We start from the raw sequence: 15,514 nt of genomic DNA, 5'->3' as shown, positions 1-15,514 counted from the left end.
AGCGTGAGTGCGCGGGCAAGGCGGCGGCGGGACGGAAGCGTGCGAACCATCGTGCGTTCTCCTTGGTGGCGGCCGGAAGCGGGCCTTCCGGACGGAGGGCAAAAAGAGTCGAACCGGATGCGGTGGGCACCCTGGGAAGGAGGCAGCGGTCCCGTTCCACCAGCGACACCGGGAGCCACCAGTGGCCCAGCTGCCTGAAGGGAGCTCGTTGAGGAAGCCCCGCATCCGGTCCGACGCCCGGACTTCATTGCAGTCCGTGGGCCAACCCCTCCAAGCCCCCCTTCCAGAGGGGAGCCTCGCCCCGGGGGCCCCCGGACGCGGGGCAAAGTGCCCCAGCCGGGGCATTTCGCCCGGGGGCGGCATGCCCCACGCCCCACCGCCCCGGTCCCTGCCGGACATGGCACGGCGGATGCTCATGGAGCCTCAAGGACCCCCGCGAGCGTCACCGCCGCGGCACCTTCAACCCCTTCAGGAGCTCACGTCCATGGAGCACGATCAGACGGAAGGGGTCGCGCGCGTCGCGGCCTGGGAAGCCCCCCAACCCGAACCCACGCGGGCCCCGCGCATCCTGGTCGCGGATGATCAGACGGAGATGCGCACGCTCATCCGCAAGATGCTGGTGCGGCGCGGCTATGAGGTCGTGGAGGCAGCGGACGGGCCGGACCTGGTGCGCGTCCTCATCGAAGGGCTGACGGCGGAGGAGTCCCGCGCGCCCGACCTCATCATCACCGACGTGCGCATGCCGGGCTTCACGGGCCTGGAGGTGCTCGCCCGGCTGCGGCGCGAGCAGTGGAACACGCCGGTCATCCTCATCACCGCCTTTGGCGACGTGCAGCTGCACCGCGAGGCCCTGCGCCTGGGGGCTGCCTGTGTGCTCAACAAGCCGTTCGACATGGATGAACTGCGTGGCGCGGTGGAGGTGGCCCTCGCGGTGACGCGTGAGTGACGCCTCCGCAGGTGATGGCGCCAGCCTGAAGTCGTTCGTGAGGGCTCTGGCGCCCACGGGGCCAAGAGGGGACGCCGTGCGAGTCTGTCAGCGCCTCCCTCGACTTCACTCAGGCCCTGTTCACTGTTTCGGGCCAATCACCGGAGCGCCAGGCTCGCCGATGGCGAAATAGCCGGGTGGCGGTTTGCCGTTGTGGGTCAGCGCATAGGCCCTCGCCGCTGCTGCCTGGTGGTTGACCGAGTTCATGTCCGCCGGGCACTGGTTCCTGGGCACGACCACGGTTTCGACACTGACCCCCACCTTGCCTCCAGCGTCAGTGGCTTTGAGGATGATCAGATAGACCCGCCCGTTGCCATGCACCACGCGCTCCGCGCGCAAGCGCAGCGTGCCCGGAGCGATGTCCTTGGCGTCCGGCGAATGGATGACGCCGGGGCTGGTGGGGGTCTGGTCATCCTCGTCGCCGAACACGAAGACCTGGAGCCTGGCCCCAGGACAGTTGTCGGTCACGCTGCCCTTGAGTCCGACATTGAGCAGCTTGCTGTTCGGGGGCCAGAGTGCGGAGGCGGTGACCGAGGAGGTCACCACAGGCGCCGGATTGAAGGCGTGCGTCCGCGCCGTCGCTGAGTTGTTGGTGGGAATGGGGTCGGGTGTGTCGGAACTGACGGTGGCCGAATTGAGGATGCTCGTGCCGTCGGCCACGTCGCAGTTGACCCTCACAATGAGGGTGATGGTTGCCGTCGTGGAAGGAGCCAGGGAGGCGAAGTGGATGCTGCGGTCCCTGCCGGTTCCGCCACAGACCCCACCCTGATCCGCGGAGCATGAGATGAAGGTGGTCGAGGCGGGCAGGTGGTCCGTGACGACGACATTCGTCGCGGCGTCCGGCCCATTGTTGGTGAGTGTCAGGGTATAGGTCAGGTTCTGGCCGGTGTGCACCTTCGACGCAGGGCTGGCCTGCTTGCTGAGTTGCAGATCGGCATTGGCATCGGAGACCAGCACATAGACGCGGGCCGAGCCGGCCGATGGGCCGGCCGCCGAGTCTTCGCTACGAGCGCCGACGAGGACGGTGTCGCCGCTGAGTGCCACCGACCAGCCGAATTCGCCATTGGCCGCGTCGCTGGGGACGAGCTTCGCCTCCCTGCTCCACGTCGTGCCGCTGCGCACGAAGACGAAGGCCGCGCCGACAATCGACGCGTCGATGTAAGGAGCGCCGACGAGGGCGGTGTCGCCGCTGATCGCCACCGAGTAGCCGAAGAGATCAGAGGTCCCCGAGCCACTGGCGGTGAGCTTCGCCTGCTCGCTCCACGTCGTGCCGCTGCGCACGAAGACGTAGGCCGCTCCGGGATACGAGACGTTGGTACGAGCGCCGACGAGGGCGGTGTCGCCGCTGATCGCTACCGACTCTCCGAAGTAACGCCCGGTCACCGGGTCGCTGACGCTGAGCCTCGCCTGCTGGCTCCACGTCGTGCCGCTGCGCACGAAGACGTAGGCCGCGCCGTTATTGGTAGCGATGTCTGAGTACTGAGCGCCGACGAGGGCGGTGTCGCCGCTGATCGCTACCGAGTAGCCGAATTGCTCGGAGGCCACCGGGTCGCTGATGGTGAGCCTCGCCTGTTGGCTCCACGTCGTGCCGCTGCGCACGAAGACGTAGGCCACGCCGGAACCCGAGTTTTCGGAGGGAACGTTGACAGCGCTGACGACGGCGGTGTCGCCGTTGAGCGACACCGACCAGCCGACTTGTGCATTGAGCACCACGTCGCTGGGGATGAGCTTCGCTTGCTCGCTCCACGTCGTGCCGCTGCGTACGAAGACGTAGGCCGCGCCGGTAACGCCCGTCGCCGTTTCCTGGCCAGGCGCGCCGATGATGGCGGTGTCGCCGATGAGCGACACCGAGAGGCCGAAGGCACTCCCGGCCGTCGCGTCGCTGGCGGTGAGCTTCGCCTGTTCGCTCCACGTCGTGCCGCTGCGCACGAAGACGTAGACCGAGCCGGCGCTCTCGCCCGCCGCCGTGTCGTGGATGGGAGCGCCGACGACGGCGGTGTTGCCGCTGAGCGACACCGAGGATCCAAAGTAACTCTCGGCACTCGCGTCGCTGGCGGTGAGCTTCGCCTGCTCGGTGGCGATGAGCAGGTTGAGGGTCACCGGGTAGGCCGCGCCGCGGTCATCCACCTCCAGTCGCACTTCGTCCCGGGCGAGGCGCATTCGGGCCGGCAGCTGGCGACCCCTGGCATCGAAGGCGGCGAGCTTGCTGTAGCTCAACACCCGCTCGCCGTCCGCGTCCACGAAGGCCACCTGCTCGCCGTCGGCCTGGCGCACTGCACGCAGGGGCCCACCTACCCCCAGGCGGAGCACCAGCGCTTCGCCCGGCACACTCCCCGCTGGCGGCGCCGCCAGCGTGAAGCCCTGCCCGAGACCCTGGCGCTCGTTGAGGTACCACTCAGTCAGAGGCCCGCGCCGGTATTCGATGCGGTTGTCACGGACGACCCGCTCGGCCGAGGCCACTGGCTGCATGTGCTCGCCGTAACCGTAGCCGCGCGGTTTCATGCTCCACTGCCAGGAGCCGGCAGAGGGCCCGCGCGCCGCCAGATGCAAGCCAGCATCGGTGAAGGTGGCGCCGAAGCCCTGGGCCGGGTTGGAAGACCGATAATCCCCAATCCGATAAAGGGACTTCTCGACCGCCCCGCGCAACGCCGGCGGGATGTCGGGCTGCTCCAGGTGGCGAGCGGCGGTGGGGGAAGGGGCGGCTCGCGCATCCGCCACGCCGGCCAGGGAGAGCGCCAGGAAGAAGCAGGCCGCTGCCACCTTGAAGAGGAGCCTCGGAGAGGTGAAACGGCGAGCTTCGCGGTAAATCCAATCGTTTGACATGGCGGGCAAGGTGAAGCAGGGCGCTCAGCGCCAGCAAGCCCTGCTCTTGTCGTTGTCTTTCATTGGAATGCCGTTCATACCGAAGGGCTCGGACATGTGGGCAACCGCAGCCTGTCACTCAACACCACTCCATCCTCGCAGGCCCTGCGCCGGGTGCCCCGCTCCGCTGGCGACGCGCTAAGGTGGCACGGTAACGTCTGCCGCAAGGAAGCCCATGCGCCGCCTCCCCTGGTCCCTGTCGTTGTCGCTCCTGTGCCTGGCATGCGCGCCCACGCAGCGCCAGGCGCCGGACGCGGGCACTCCGGAGGTCAAGCTCCAGAGGCTGGTGGCGAACATCGTCCACACCTACCCGCACGACCCCACGGCCTTCACGCAGGGGCTCCAGTTCCACCAGGGCCAGCTCTACGAGAGCACCGGTGAGAAGGGCGACCTGCGCCGCATCTCGCTGGAGCAGGCGGAGCCCCTGTGGAAGCAGCCCCTGCCGGACGTGTTCCCGGAGGGGCTCGCGAGCGACGGACAGCGGCTGTACCAGCTCACCTGGCAGGACGAGACGCTCTTGGTGTGGAACGGCGCGCCGCCCGCGCAGGAGAAGCAGGTGGAGTACGACGGCGAGGGCTGGGGCCTGTGCTACTGGCGGGGCCAGCTGGTGCGCAGCGACGGCACGTCCACGCTGCGCTTCCACGACCCGAAGGACTTCAGCGTGAAGTCCCAGGTGCAGGTGACGTTGGAGGGCACGCCGCAGGAGATGCTCAACGAGCTGGAGTGCGCGGAGGACGGCGTCTACGCCAACGTCTGGCATTCCAACAACATCCTGAAGATTGATTACGCCACGGGCCGCGTGCTGGCGGTCATCGACGCGTCGGCGCTGGCGCGGGCGGTGAGCGGCCGGGTGCGCGGCTACGAGGCGGTGCTCAACGGCATCGCGCTGGAGCCCGGCACCGGCCGCCTGTTCCTCACCGGCAAGCTGTGGCCCGACCTCTTCGAGGTGACGCTGGTGGGGCCCGCCGCCACGCCGTAGCCCTTCGCTTCAGGCGGAGGGAGACTCACCCTGTCTGGAAAAGCGCCGCCGCACGGTCCGGACCACCTCCGCGTCCCAGCGGGGTGACAGCAACTCCAGCGCGGTCCGCCGGAAGGGCAGGGCGCACGCCAGACACGCCAGCGTCGCCGCCAGTCCAATGAGCGTGTTCTGCCACGACGCCAGGTTCCACTGCCCGGACCAGGACCACGGCTCCAGGCTCTGTGGCCACAAGTAGTGGATGGGCCAGCCGGGACCGCTCCCGGCGAGGTCGCACAACAGATGACCGTGGAATGCAGCCACCGACAGCAGGGCCACGGCCGCCCGCTGCCGCGCCAGCGCCGTGCAGGCCGCCATCGTGACGAGCGCTCCCACGTAGCCATGGAAAATCACGTGGTGATAACGCGAATAGAACTCTTCACCCGCCAGCAATGACAAACCATCCAAATCGGGTGCGAGCCCCGCGCACGTAATCAGGATGCGGTCGCGCCGCTCGCGCAGGCCTTGCGCCAGGAGCCAGGACAGTTCGGCGTGGACGATGGGATTCATGGGGGTGCCCCAGCGTACGGCATGCCGGGCCGGTGGCGAAGGTTCCCGGGGCAGTGCGTTGAGGAGGTGGGGGGCAATGACTCATCATGAATTTCATCTCCGAGCACCCGGGGCCGGATATCGCCACGTTGTTTGAGGCGCACGCGAGTGACACACCGGAGGCCGTGGCGCTGCACTTCGAAGGTGGCGTGCTCAGCTATGACGCGCTCAACCGGCGTGCGAACCGGCTGGCGCGGCGGCTCCAGGCCTTGGGTGTGGGCCCCGGCCAGCCCGTAGGCATCGGTGTCGACCGCACACCGGCAACGCTGGTGGGATTGCTGGGCATCCTGAAGGCCGGTGGCGCCTATCTCCCCCTGGACCCGAGCCATCCCCCGGAGCGGCTCGCCGCGATGGTGGAGGACTCCGGGATGCGCGTCCTTGTCGGACGACGTGAGGTGGTCCAGGGGCTGCGCTTCGAGGGACACGTCGTCGAGCCGCCTGCCCTGGAGGAGCCTGCGGAGGCGCTCGATGCCGTGAACGTGAAGGGCGGGGCGGGACCGGACTCGCTGGCCTATGTGCTCTACACGTCGGGCTCCACGGGGAAGCCCAAGGGGGTGTGCATCCCGCACCGGGGCGTGGCGCGGCTGGTGCTGGACGAGGGCTTCATGGGCTTCCGGCGTGACGACCGCGTCCTCCAGGCCGCGTCGTATGCCTTCGATGCCTCGACGCTGGAGGTCTGGGGCGCACTGCTGAACGGCGCGACCCTGTGTCTGGTTTCACGGGAGACCCTGCTGTCGCCTCCGCTCCTCGCGGCGAAGCTCCGGCGGGACGCCATCTCCGTCGCGGTGCTGAGCACGTCGTTGTTCCATCAACTCGCATCGGCCATCCCGGACGCGTTTGGTGCGCTGCGCGTCCTGATGGTGGGCGGAGACGTGCTGGACCCCAAGTGGGTGGCGCGGGTGATGGAACAGGGAAAGCCACGGCGGCTGCTCAACAGCTATGGACCCACGGAGTGCACCACCTCCGCGACGGCGTATGAGCTCCACTCGCCTCCGGCTCCGGATGAGTCCGTCCCCATTGGCAGGCCGCTCGCGCGGCTCCAACTGCACGTCCTGGATGACGGCGAGGTGGGGGAGCTGTACCTGGGCGGAGAGGGGCTTGCGCGTGGGTACCTGAACCAGCCTGGCCTCACCGCCGAACGGTTCCTCCCGGATCCGTTCAGCGATGTGCCCGGGGCGCGGATGTATCGGACGGGAGACCGGGTGCGGTGGCGCGAGGACGGCAACCTGGAGTTCCTGGGGCGGGTGGACCACCAGGTGAAGATTCGCGGCGCGCGGGTCGAGCTGGGAGAGATCGAAAGCATCCTGCGCGGCCACGCCCGGGTCGCTGACGCGGTGGTCCGGGTGCACGAGGTGTCACCGGGCGACAAGCGGCTCGTCGCGTATGTCTCACGGCGCGGGGACGCGGCGCTGGAGGACGCGGCGCTGCGCGCATACCTGGGCTCGAAGCTGCCGGACTTCATGCTCCCGCATGCGGTCATGGTGCTGGACCGGATGCCGCTCAATCCCAGTGGCAAGGTGGACCGTCAGAAGCTCCCGGCACCGCACTTTGGTGGAGGGGAGGGGGGGACCCCGCGCACGCCGCTGGAGCAGGACATCGCGCGCGTCTGGTCGGAGGTCCTGGGGACGCAGCGGACGGGAACGCAGGACCGCTTCATGGAGTCGGGGGGTGACTCGCTGCTCGCGATCCGGCTCATTGAACGGCTGGAGCAGGCCGTGTCGGTCCGCCTGCCCGTGCGGACGCTCTTCGACAGTCCGAACATCGCGGAGCTGGCGAGGTGGGTGGAGGCGGTACGGGGCGAGAGCCGGAGCCCTGTCCTGCCACCCATCGTCCCGGTGGACCGGACGCGGCCCCTGCCCCTGTCCGATGCCCAGCGGCAGCTGTGGCTCCTGGAGCAGGTGGCGCCCAGGAGCGCCGTCTACAACGAGCCGTTCACGCTGTCCCTGCCCGGAGACCTCCAGCCCGACGCGCTGGAGCGCGCGTTCCTGTCACTCATGGCCCGGCATGAAGTGCTGCGAACGACCTTCGGCTCCACGCCGGACGGTCCCTTCCAGCGCGTGGAGCCGGGTGTGCCGTTCCACCTGCGCCGTGTGGACCTGAGGGCCCTTCCTGAAAGCCTGCGCGGCGCGAAGGCGTTGCAACTGGCCACCCAGGAGGCGCGAGAGCCCTTCGACCTGGCGCACGGGCCGCTGCTTCGGGCGACGTGGATTCGGCTGAGCGCGGTGGAGAGTCGCCTTGCCCTGGTGATGCATCACCTCATCGTGGATGGCTTCACGATGGCGGCATTCCTCCAGGAGTTGCACACGTTCTACGTGGCGGAGGCCCCCTCACTGCCGCCACTGCCGCTCCAGTACGGTGACGCCGCCGTCTGGCAGCACGGGGCTCGCTACCAGGAGGCCATCGCACCGCACCTGGATTGGTGGAAGCAGACGCTCGCGGGGGCACCCCACCTGGAACTGCCCACGCAGCACCCCCGCCTACCGGCCCCGACCTGCCGGGGGGGCAAGCACGTCGTGCGAATCTCCAGTGACCTCCTGGAGCCGGTGAAGGCGCTGGGGCGCGGTGAGGACGCCACGCTCTTCATGACGATGCTGGCGGCGTTCAGCGCGTTGCTGCACCGGTACTCCGGGGCGGAGGACCTCGTCGTCGGAGGCGCCTTCTCCGGACGGAGCCGCGAGGAGTCCCAGGCCATCTCCGGACACTTCGTGAACCTGCTTCCGCTGCGGCTTCGCTTCTCGGAGCGCCCGAACTTCCGGGACCTGCTGGCGCGGGTGCGCCACGTCTGCCTGGAGGCGCTCGAACATCAGGACGCGCCGCTCCTGCGCATCGTGGAGGCGGTGAACCCGGCGCGCATCCCCGGCGCGAACCCGCTGTTCCAGGTGTCCTGCACGCTGGAGCCGCGCATCGCGGTGCCCGGGTCGGACTGGCGGGTGGAGCCCCATGACGTCGACACGGGGACGTCGAAGCTGGACCTCTCCATCGAGATGGATGAGCGGCCGGATGGCATGTCCGTGCGGTGGGAGTACGCACGGGACATCTTCGAGCCGTGGATGATCCACCAGCTGGCCGGGCACTTCGTGACGCTGCTGCGCGAAGCCGTGCGGAACCCGGAGCAGCCGGTCGCGACGCTGCCGCTGCTCTCGAATATGGAGCAGGCGCGGCTGCTCGAATGGGCCCACGGGCCCGTGGCGGAACTGTCTCACGCGGACTGTCTGCACCCTCCGTTCGAAACCCAGGTGGAGCGCACGCCGGATGCGCCGGCCCTCGTCTTCCAGGGGCGGTCCCTGAGCTACCGCGCGCTGAACACGGAGGCGAACCGGCTGGCCCACCACCTGCGGGCCCATGGCATCGGGCCTGGAGACTTCGTGGGGGTGTGCCTGGAGCGGTCCTTCGAGCTGATCATCGCCATGCTGGCCACGCTGAAGGCGGGCGCGGCCTACGTGCCATTGGACCCCGCGTATCCCCGGGCGCGGCTGGAGTTCACGGCGCGGGACGCGGGGCTGAAGCTCCTCCTCGCGCAGGAGGCGACGCGCGCGCTCATGGCCGGCGCGGGTGCCCCGGTGGTCGCGTTGGAGCAGGTGCGCGGAGGACCGGAGGACAATCCCCGGGTCCACGTCACCGGGGATGACCTCGCGTATGTCATCTACACGTCCGGTTCGACGGGGCAGCCCAAGGGCGTGCGCATCGGTCATCGGGGCGCGGCGCATCTGGCGCGGACCGTGGCCTCGGGCTTCGGCTTCGCGCCGGGGCAGCGCGTGGCGCAGTGCGCCCGGTTCGGCTTCGACTTCTCCATCGCGGAGATCTTCCCGACGCTCTTCTCCGGAGCCACGCTGCACCTGCTGGCCCAGGAGGACGTGGCCGCTGGCGAGGAACTGGCGGACTTCCTGGAGTCACAGCGCATCCACACCGCGATGTTCACGCCGTCGGCGTTGGGCTCCATGACGTGGCGAGCCCTACCGGACCTGAAGCTGCTCGCGATTGGCGGCGAGGAACTTCCCGCGCGGCTCGTGGACATCTGGGCGCCGGGCCGCCGGTTCCTCCAGGTCTATGGGCCCACCGAAGCCACGGTCTTCACGACGGCCGGCGAGTGCGTGGCGGGGCAGGGGCCCTACTCCATCGGGACACCGCTCCCGGGCTACGAAGTCCATCTGCTGGATGACGCCCTGATGCCCGTCCCCGTGGGCGTGCGTGGAGCGCTCTACATCGGAGGCAAGGGGCTGGCGCACGGCTATCTGAACCGTCCCGAGCTCGACGCGGAGCGGTTCATTCCCCACCCCTTCAGCGCGGAGCCGGGCGCGCGCCTCTACAAGAGCGGCGACGTCGCCAGTCACCGGCCGGATGGCGGCATCGACTTTCACGGACGTTCGGATCGCCAGCTCAAGCTGCGCGGCTTCCGCATCGAGCTGGGTGAAATCGAGGCCGCGCTGCGCAAGCATCCCGGCGTCCGGGACGCCGTGGTCGAACCCCGGCTGCTCGCGGGAGAGCGGCACCTGGTGGGCTACGTCATTCCCCGGGATGCCGCCGCGGCGTCACGGCTCCTGCTGCCCGCGTTCAAGGACTCGCTCGGCGAAACACTGCCCCCGCACATGGTTCCCCGGGAGCTGGTGCTGTTGGACGCGTTCCCGCTGGGACCCACGGGGAAGCTCGACCGCGACGCGCTGCCGTTGCCTTCCGTCAGGACTCAGGTGGCTCCCGAAGCCCCTGCCTCCACGGAGCGCGAGAAGGCGCTGGAGCGCATCTGGTGCCGGATTCTCGGCGTGGAACGTGTCGGCAGGCAGGAGGGCTTCTTCGACGCGGGCGGGAACTCGCTGCTGCTCGCGCGGGTCCAGGCCGCGCTGGCCTCGGAGCTGGGCCTGAGCGTGAGCATGGCCACGCTGTTCCAGTTCCCGACGCTCGAATCCCTCGCGCGGCACCTGGACGCGGACACCCCCGCGCGACCCGCCCCGGTGACACCGGCACCCGTGCGCGCTTCGGGCCCCATCGCCATCATCGGCACGGCCGGGCGCTTCCCTGGAGCGCCCGGCATCGATGCGCTGTGGACGCTGCTGGTGGAGGGCCGTGAGGGACTGTCCCGCTTCAGCCGGGAAGCACTGCTCGCCGCGGGCGAGGATCCCCAGCTCCTGGACGACCCCGCCTATGTCCGGGCCTCGGGCCTGCTGGAGGACGTGGAGTCCTTCGACGCCGCGTTCTTCGGCTACAGCCCCCTGGACGCGCGGTTGATGGATCCGCAGCTCCGCGTGTTCCTGGAGTGTGCGTGGGAGGCGCTCGAAGCGGCGGGCTACGACCCGAAGCGGCTGCCGGGCAAGGCGGGGTTGTTCGCGGGCTCGGGGGTGCCTCGCTACTGGCTGGACCAGGTGCTGCCGCGCTTCCGCTCCATGTCCGTGGCCTCGGAGTCGTACCGGTCCATCCTGGGCAATCCGTGGCAATTCCTCGCCACGGCGACGGCGTATCAACTGGGCCTGCGCGGGCCCGCGCTCACGGTGCAGACCGCCTGCTCCACGTCATTGGTGGCCGTGCACCTGGCCTGTCAGAGCCTGCGCTCGGGCGAGTCCGATGTGGCCCTGGCGGGCGGTGTCTCCCTCTTCGCGTCCGGCCCGTCCGGCTACCTCCATGAGGAAGGCGGCATCACGTCTCCAGACGGGCACTGCCGTCCTTTCGACGCGAAGGGGCGGGGCACGGTGCCCTCCAGCGGCGTGGGCATCGTGGTGCTCAAGCGCCTGGAGGACGCGCTGCGGGATGGAGACTCCATCCAGGCGGTCATCCGGGGCTCGGCCATCAACAACGACGGCAACGCCAAGGTCGGCTTCACCGCCCCGGGTGTGGAGGGGCAGCGTGACGTCATCATGCGAGCCCACGCGGACGCGGGCGTGGCCCCCCGCCACATCACCTACGTGGAGGCGCACGGCACGGCGACGCCGCTGGGAGATCCACTGGAGGTCCAGGCGCTGCGGCTCGCCTTTGGAGCCCGTGAGGCCTCGGAGCCCACGGTCATCCTGGGCGCGCTCAAGAGCAACGTGGGGCACCTGGACTCGGCGGCCGGCGTGGCGGGACTGATCAAGACGACGTTGGCCCTGGAGCACCGCTTCCTGCCGGGGACTGTTCACTTCGAACACGCGCACCCGGATACAGGCCTGGAGCGTTCCCCCTTCGTCGTGAGCCGGGAAGGGCGGCCGTGGTCCGTGCCCGAGGGCTTCACGCGCCTCGCGGGTGTCAGCGCGTTTGGCATTGGTGGAACGAACGCGCACGTCATCGTGGGGGAAGCGCCACCGGCGCCCGCTGTCGCCGCGAGCCTGGAGACGCAGGTGCTGACGCTCTCGGCGCGGAGCGGGGAGGCGCTGGCCATGGCCTCGCGGCGGCTCGCGGATCACCTGGAGCGGCATCCCGGACAGTCCCTGCCGGACGTCGCGTACACGTTGCAGGAGGGACGGACCGCGTTCGGATACCGGCGCGCCATCGCTTGCGAGACACCCACGGAGGCCATCGCGAAGCTCCGGCGGGACGGCTCCGTGCAGCTCGCTTCGTCGCCACTCCCGGAGGTGTGCTTCCTGTTCCCGGGGACGGGCACTCAGGAGGCGGGCATGGGCGCGGCGTGGTACCGGCGCGCTCCGGCGTATCGCGAAGCCTTCGATGAATGCGCCGCGCTCTTCGGCCGGGAGGTGGAGCGCGAGCTTCGCGCCGTGCTGCTCACCGGCGAACCTGGGCCGCAGGCGGAGGAGATGCTTCAAGCACCTTCGCTGGTCATGGCCGCCATCTTCACGACGGAGTACGCGCTGTCGCGGCTGCTGGGCGCCTGGGGCCTTCACCCCACGAGCGTCCTGGGCCACAGCCTGGGCGAATACGCCGCCGCCTGTCTCTCCGGTGCCCTGTCGCTGGAGCAGGCCGTGGCGCTGGTCGCGCTGCGCGGCCGGCTCTGCGACGCACTTCCTCCCTCCGGCATGCTGGCCGTGCCCCTGTCGGAGTTCGTGCTGGTGCAGGAGCTGCCCCCCGGGCTGTCCCTGGCCGCGGTCAACGGGCCCGGCCAGTGCGTGGTGTCCGGCGAACTGGAGGCCCTGGAGGACTTCGCGGCGCGATTGCAGGCGCGGGGCATGAAGACGAAGCGGCTGCCGCGCATGAGCGGGTTCCACTCCGCGCTCGTGGAGCCCGCGATGCAACCGCTCACGGACCTGACCCGGACGATGCAGCTGAAGTCCCCGGTGATTCCCCTGGTCTCCAACGTCACCGGCACCTGGCTGACCGAGGACGACGCGCACGACCCCACGTACTGGGCCCGCCACCTGCGGCACACGGTCCGGTTCTCCGCGGGGCTGGAGCTGCTGCTGGAGGACCGCGAGCGGATCTTCGTGGAGGTGGGGCCGGGACAGACCCTCTCCACGCTGACGCTGTTGAACCCGCGGGTGGGGCGGGAGCGGCTGGTGATGCACACGCTCGGCGTTCCCACGGGGCGGCGGCATCCCCCGGAGAGCGATGAACAGGCCCTGCTCCAGGCCGTGGGCCAGCTCTGGTCCGCGGGCTTCCCGGTGGACTGGAGCACGGTGCGCGGAAATGGACCGCGCAGGCGCGTCGTGCTGCCCACCTATCCCTTCGAGCGTACGCGGTACTCACTGGCGGACACGGCGCCACGGCCCTCCCGGCCTGAAATCACGAGGGAGCCCCGGGCATTGCGTCGCGAGGACGTACGGGCCTCCATGGAGGCGCTCTGGAAGGAGATGCTCGGCGTGGACGCGCTGACGCCGGACAGCCATTTCTTCGAGCTGGGAGGCACGTCCCTGCTGGCCGTGCAGCTCAACCGCGAGCTCAAGTCGCGGCTGTCCGTCACCTTGTCGCTGCACGCGGTGCTGGAGCACCCGACGCTGGGCGCGTGGGTGCATGCGGTCCAGGAGGAGCTGGAGCGGACGGGAAGGCCGCTCCTCAAGAAGGCTCCGCTCCGGATGGAGCTTCAGGCAGGGCAGCGCGGACGGACGCCACTCATCCTCGTGCAGCCCATCGGGGGCACCGTCTACACGTACCTGCCACTGGCGAAGCGGTTGGGCGTGGACACGCCAGTCCATGCGTTCCGCGCGTCGGGGCTGGAGCCCGGTGAGGTGCCTCACCGCGACGTGCCGGCCATGGCGCGCGCGTACGTGGACGAGCTGCTGGCCTTCCAGCCGCAGGGACCCTTCTGGTTGGGAGGCCATTCCTCGGGCGGCGTCATCGCGTATGAGATGGCGGCCGTCTTGCTGGAGCGCGGCCACTCCGTGGCGGGTGTCATCCAGATCGACACGGTGACAGTGGACGACTCACGCAGGCTGGGCATCCGGAGCGTGGGGGACGTGCTCCAGCTCCTGGAAGCGTTCCGTGACATCTCCCCGCGCGCGGCGGAGGGACTGCGGACGGCGATGGAGCTCGACACGCGGCTGCGCGACGTGGTGCTCGCGACCAACGAGGCCATCGCGGCGTACGCGCCGGGCCGGTACGCGGTGCCGCTCGTCTACCTGCGGGCCACGGAACGGGACACGGTGCTGGATTCAAACGCCGCGGACTGGTGGAAGGCCATGACGACCGCTTCGTTCCAGGCCCATGACGTGCGGGGCAACCACTTCACCGTCATGGAGGAGCCCTTCTTGGCGGAAGTGGCGCGGATCATCCAGGACCACCTGACAGAGGGCAGGGGACCCGGGCGTGATACGCGGGTCGGCTGATCACCCCGGAGGCAGGGGCGAGCGTCGCGGCGTGCCCAGCAGCTCCAGCGTGCGCAGCGCCACATCGGCCAGAGTGGACGTGCACGGCATGCAGCCTCCGCCGCAGCAGGGGGGCCAGTCGCCCTCCGGGTCCCGCAGCAGCGGATACACGCAGCCCCGCAGGGACTGCGGCAGTCCCGCGTCGTCGCACGCCTGGCGCAACGCTGCCTGCACGGTGGCATCTTTCACGTCCATCGCTTCCGCTTCCTAACCGACACCCCGAAGGAAGGCAGCCCGTGCGCACGGCATCGCCCCACAGGTGGTTCCCCCTCGGCGCCCTTGCTGGGCTCGCCCTCGCTTGTTCCGGAGCGGGCCGTGCCTCCCGCACGCCAGCGGACGACCCCACGGTGCGCCTCATGGACACCTTGCGTGCGCACGCGCGCGGCAGGGCCCCCGTCTGCTCACCGGACGCCCGGCTGCTCCAGCCCGGAGGCGGCATCGACCTGGAGCGCCTCCGCGCCGCGGGCCACCCGGTCATCGTCTGGACCGTGAATGACCTGCCCACGATGCAGGCCCTGCTCCAGCGCGGCGTGGACGGCATCATCAGCGACCGGCCGGACCTCCTCGCGCGGGCGGTGCGCGACTTCGACGCCAACGGGGACGGCACTCCCGGGGACCTGCTGGACGCGGACGGGCTCATCGACCCGAAGCGCTTCGATGCGCAGGGCCACCGGGGCGCGCGGAACCTGCGGCCAGAGAACACGCTGCCCGCCTTCGAGGCCGCGCTCGACCTCCACATGACCACGCTGGAACTGGACACCGTCCTCACCGCCGACGGTGTCCCCGTGCTCTCTCACGACCCGGACCTGTCCCCCGCGAAGTGCCGCCACGCGGATGGAAGCCCGCTGCCAGCCCCCGTCCCCATCGCGACCCTCACCGTCGCGAAGCTCCAGGCCACCTTCGTCTGCGACCGGCTCCTCGCGGACCGCCCGGAACAGACGAACGACCGCGCCAGCTCGCCGGAGGCCGTCGCGTTCGCCGCCCGCGCGGGACTCCCGGCCCCCTACACCGTCCCCACCCTGCGCCAGGTGTTCGCCTTCGCCGCGGACCAGGCGGACGCCGCGCACGAAGCCCGTGATCCGCTCCGCGCCCGGAATGCCCACCGCGTCCGCTTCAATGTGGAACTCAAACGGACGTCCCCGAAGACCGACGTCACCCTGGCCCATGGCGACGCGGTCGCCGGGGTCATCCAGGAGGCCGGGCTCACCTGGCGGGCGGACGTGCAGTCCTTCGACCTGCGCGCCGTGCGCTCCCTCCAGGAACGTCACCCGGAGCTGCGCGCCGTCCTCCTGCTGGAAGCCCCTGTCGAGTAGCCAGAAGGTCCACTCCCCGTCCGGAGAATCGCGGATTTAGTCAGGCGACGAAACGACTTGCGCAAAATCGTTA

The 15,514-nt window shown here is 69.9% G+C and carries 7 protein-coding genes; 4 read left to right on the top strand and 3 right to left on the bottom strand.

All coding sequences use genetic code 11. From position 1 onward, the window contains the following. Positions 1–484 precede the first annotated feature (484 nt). Positions 485–946 carry a response regulator gene (locus D7W81_RS04895; protein ID WP_120554137.1) on the top strand — a complete coding sequence of 154 codons (462 nt, stop codon included), beginning with the start codon at positions 485–487 and terminating at the stop codon, positions 944–946. Between the two features lie 120 nt (positions 947–1,066). On the opposite strand, the gene D7W81_RS04890 is transcribed toward D7W81_RS04895, so the two are convergent. Further along, the gene (locus tag D7W81_RS04890) at positions 1,067–3,808 is read right to left on the bottom strand and encodes a DUF7927 domain-containing protein (RefSeq protein WP_120554136.1); all 2,742 of its coding nucleotides are present in this window, start codon (positions 3,806–3,808) and stop codon (positions 1,067–1,069) included. A gap of 214 nt (positions 3,809–4,022) precedes the next feature. Between D7W81_RS04890 and D7W81_RS04885 the strand changes: the two genes are divergently transcribed. Further along, on the top strand, positions 4,023–4,826 hold the full coding sequence (locus D7W81_RS04885) for a glutaminyl-peptide cyclotransferase (protein ID WP_120554135.1): 804 nt from the start codon (positions 4,023–4,025) through the stop codon (positions 4,824–4,826). Positions 4,827–4,835: 9 nt separating this feature from the next. On the opposite strand, the gene D7W81_RS04880 is transcribed toward D7W81_RS04885, so the two are convergent. Next, positions 4,836–5,372: a metal-dependent hydrolase gene (locus D7W81_RS04880; RefSeq protein ID WP_120554134.1), complete on the bottom strand. Its 537-nt coding sequence runs from the start codon at positions 5,370–5,372 to the stop codon at positions 4,836–4,838. Positions 5,373–5,458: 86 nt separating this feature from the next. Here D7W81_RS04880 and D7W81_RS04875 point away from each other — a divergent pair, with 86 nt between their 5' ends. Next, positions 5,459–14,089 (top strand): non-ribosomal peptide synthetase/type I polyketide synthase, encoded by an 8,631-nt coding sequence (locus D7W81_RS04875; RefSeq protein ID WP_120554133.1) that lies wholly within the window; start codon positions 5,459–5,461, stop codon positions 14,087–14,089. Here D7W81_RS04875 and D7W81_RS04870 read toward each other — a convergent pair whose 3' ends face one another. Further along, on the bottom strand, positions 14,090–14,323 hold the full coding sequence (locus D7W81_RS04870) for a hypothetical protein (protein WP_120525056.1): 234 nt from the start codon (positions 14,321–14,323) through the stop codon (positions 14,090–14,092). A gap of 161 nt (positions 14,324–14,484) precedes the next feature. Here D7W81_RS04870 and D7W81_RS04865 point away from each other — a divergent pair, with 161 nt between their 5' ends. Beyond that, positions 14,485–15,441 (top strand): glycerophosphodiester phosphodiesterase family protein, encoded by a 957-nt coding sequence (locus D7W81_RS04865; RefSeq protein ID WP_147445343.1) that lies wholly within the window; start codon positions 14,485–14,487, stop codon positions 15,439–15,441. Positions 15,442–15,514 lie beyond the last annotated feature (73 nt).

It is taken from the genome of Corallococcus aberystwythensis (assembly GCF_003612165.1).
GTDB classification, from domain to species: domain Bacteria; phylum Myxococcota; class Myxococcia; order Myxococcales; family Myxococcaceae; genus Corallococcus; species Corallococcus aberystwythensis.
The sequence above is the reverse complement of the archived record's forward strand: the minus strand, read 5'-3'. Positions and strand labels throughout refer to the sequence as shown.

Bases quoted from the DNA above. Each gene is read 5' to 3' on its own strand.
- D7W81_RS04895 (WP_120554137.1), top strand. From the start codon at position 485: ATGGAGCACGATCAGACGGAAGGGGTCGCGCGCGTCGCGGCCTGGGAA.
- D7W81_RS04890 (WP_120554136.1), bottom strand. From the start codon at position 3,808: ATGTCAAACGATTGGATTTACCGCGAAGCTCGCCGTTTCACCTCTCCG.
- D7W81_RS04885 (WP_120554135.1), top strand. From the start codon at position 4,023: ATGCGCCGCCTCCCCTGGTCCCTGTCGTTGTCGCTCCTGTGCCTGGCA.
- D7W81_RS04880 (WP_120554134.1), bottom strand. From the start codon at position 5,372: ATGAATCCCATCGTCCACGCCGAACTGTCCTGGCTCCTGGCGCAAGGC.
- D7W81_RS04875 (WP_120554133.1), top strand. From the start codon at position 5,459: ATGAATTTCATCTCCGAGCACCCGGGGCCGGATATCGCCACGTTGTTT.
- D7W81_RS04870 (WP_120525056.1), bottom strand. From the start codon at position 14,323: ATGGACGTGAAAGATGCCACCGTGCAGGCAGCGTTGCGCCAGGCGTGC.
- D7W81_RS04865 (WP_147445343.1), top strand. From the start codon at position 14,485: ATGGACACCTTGCGTGCGCACGCGCGCGGCAGGGCCCCCGTCTGCTCA.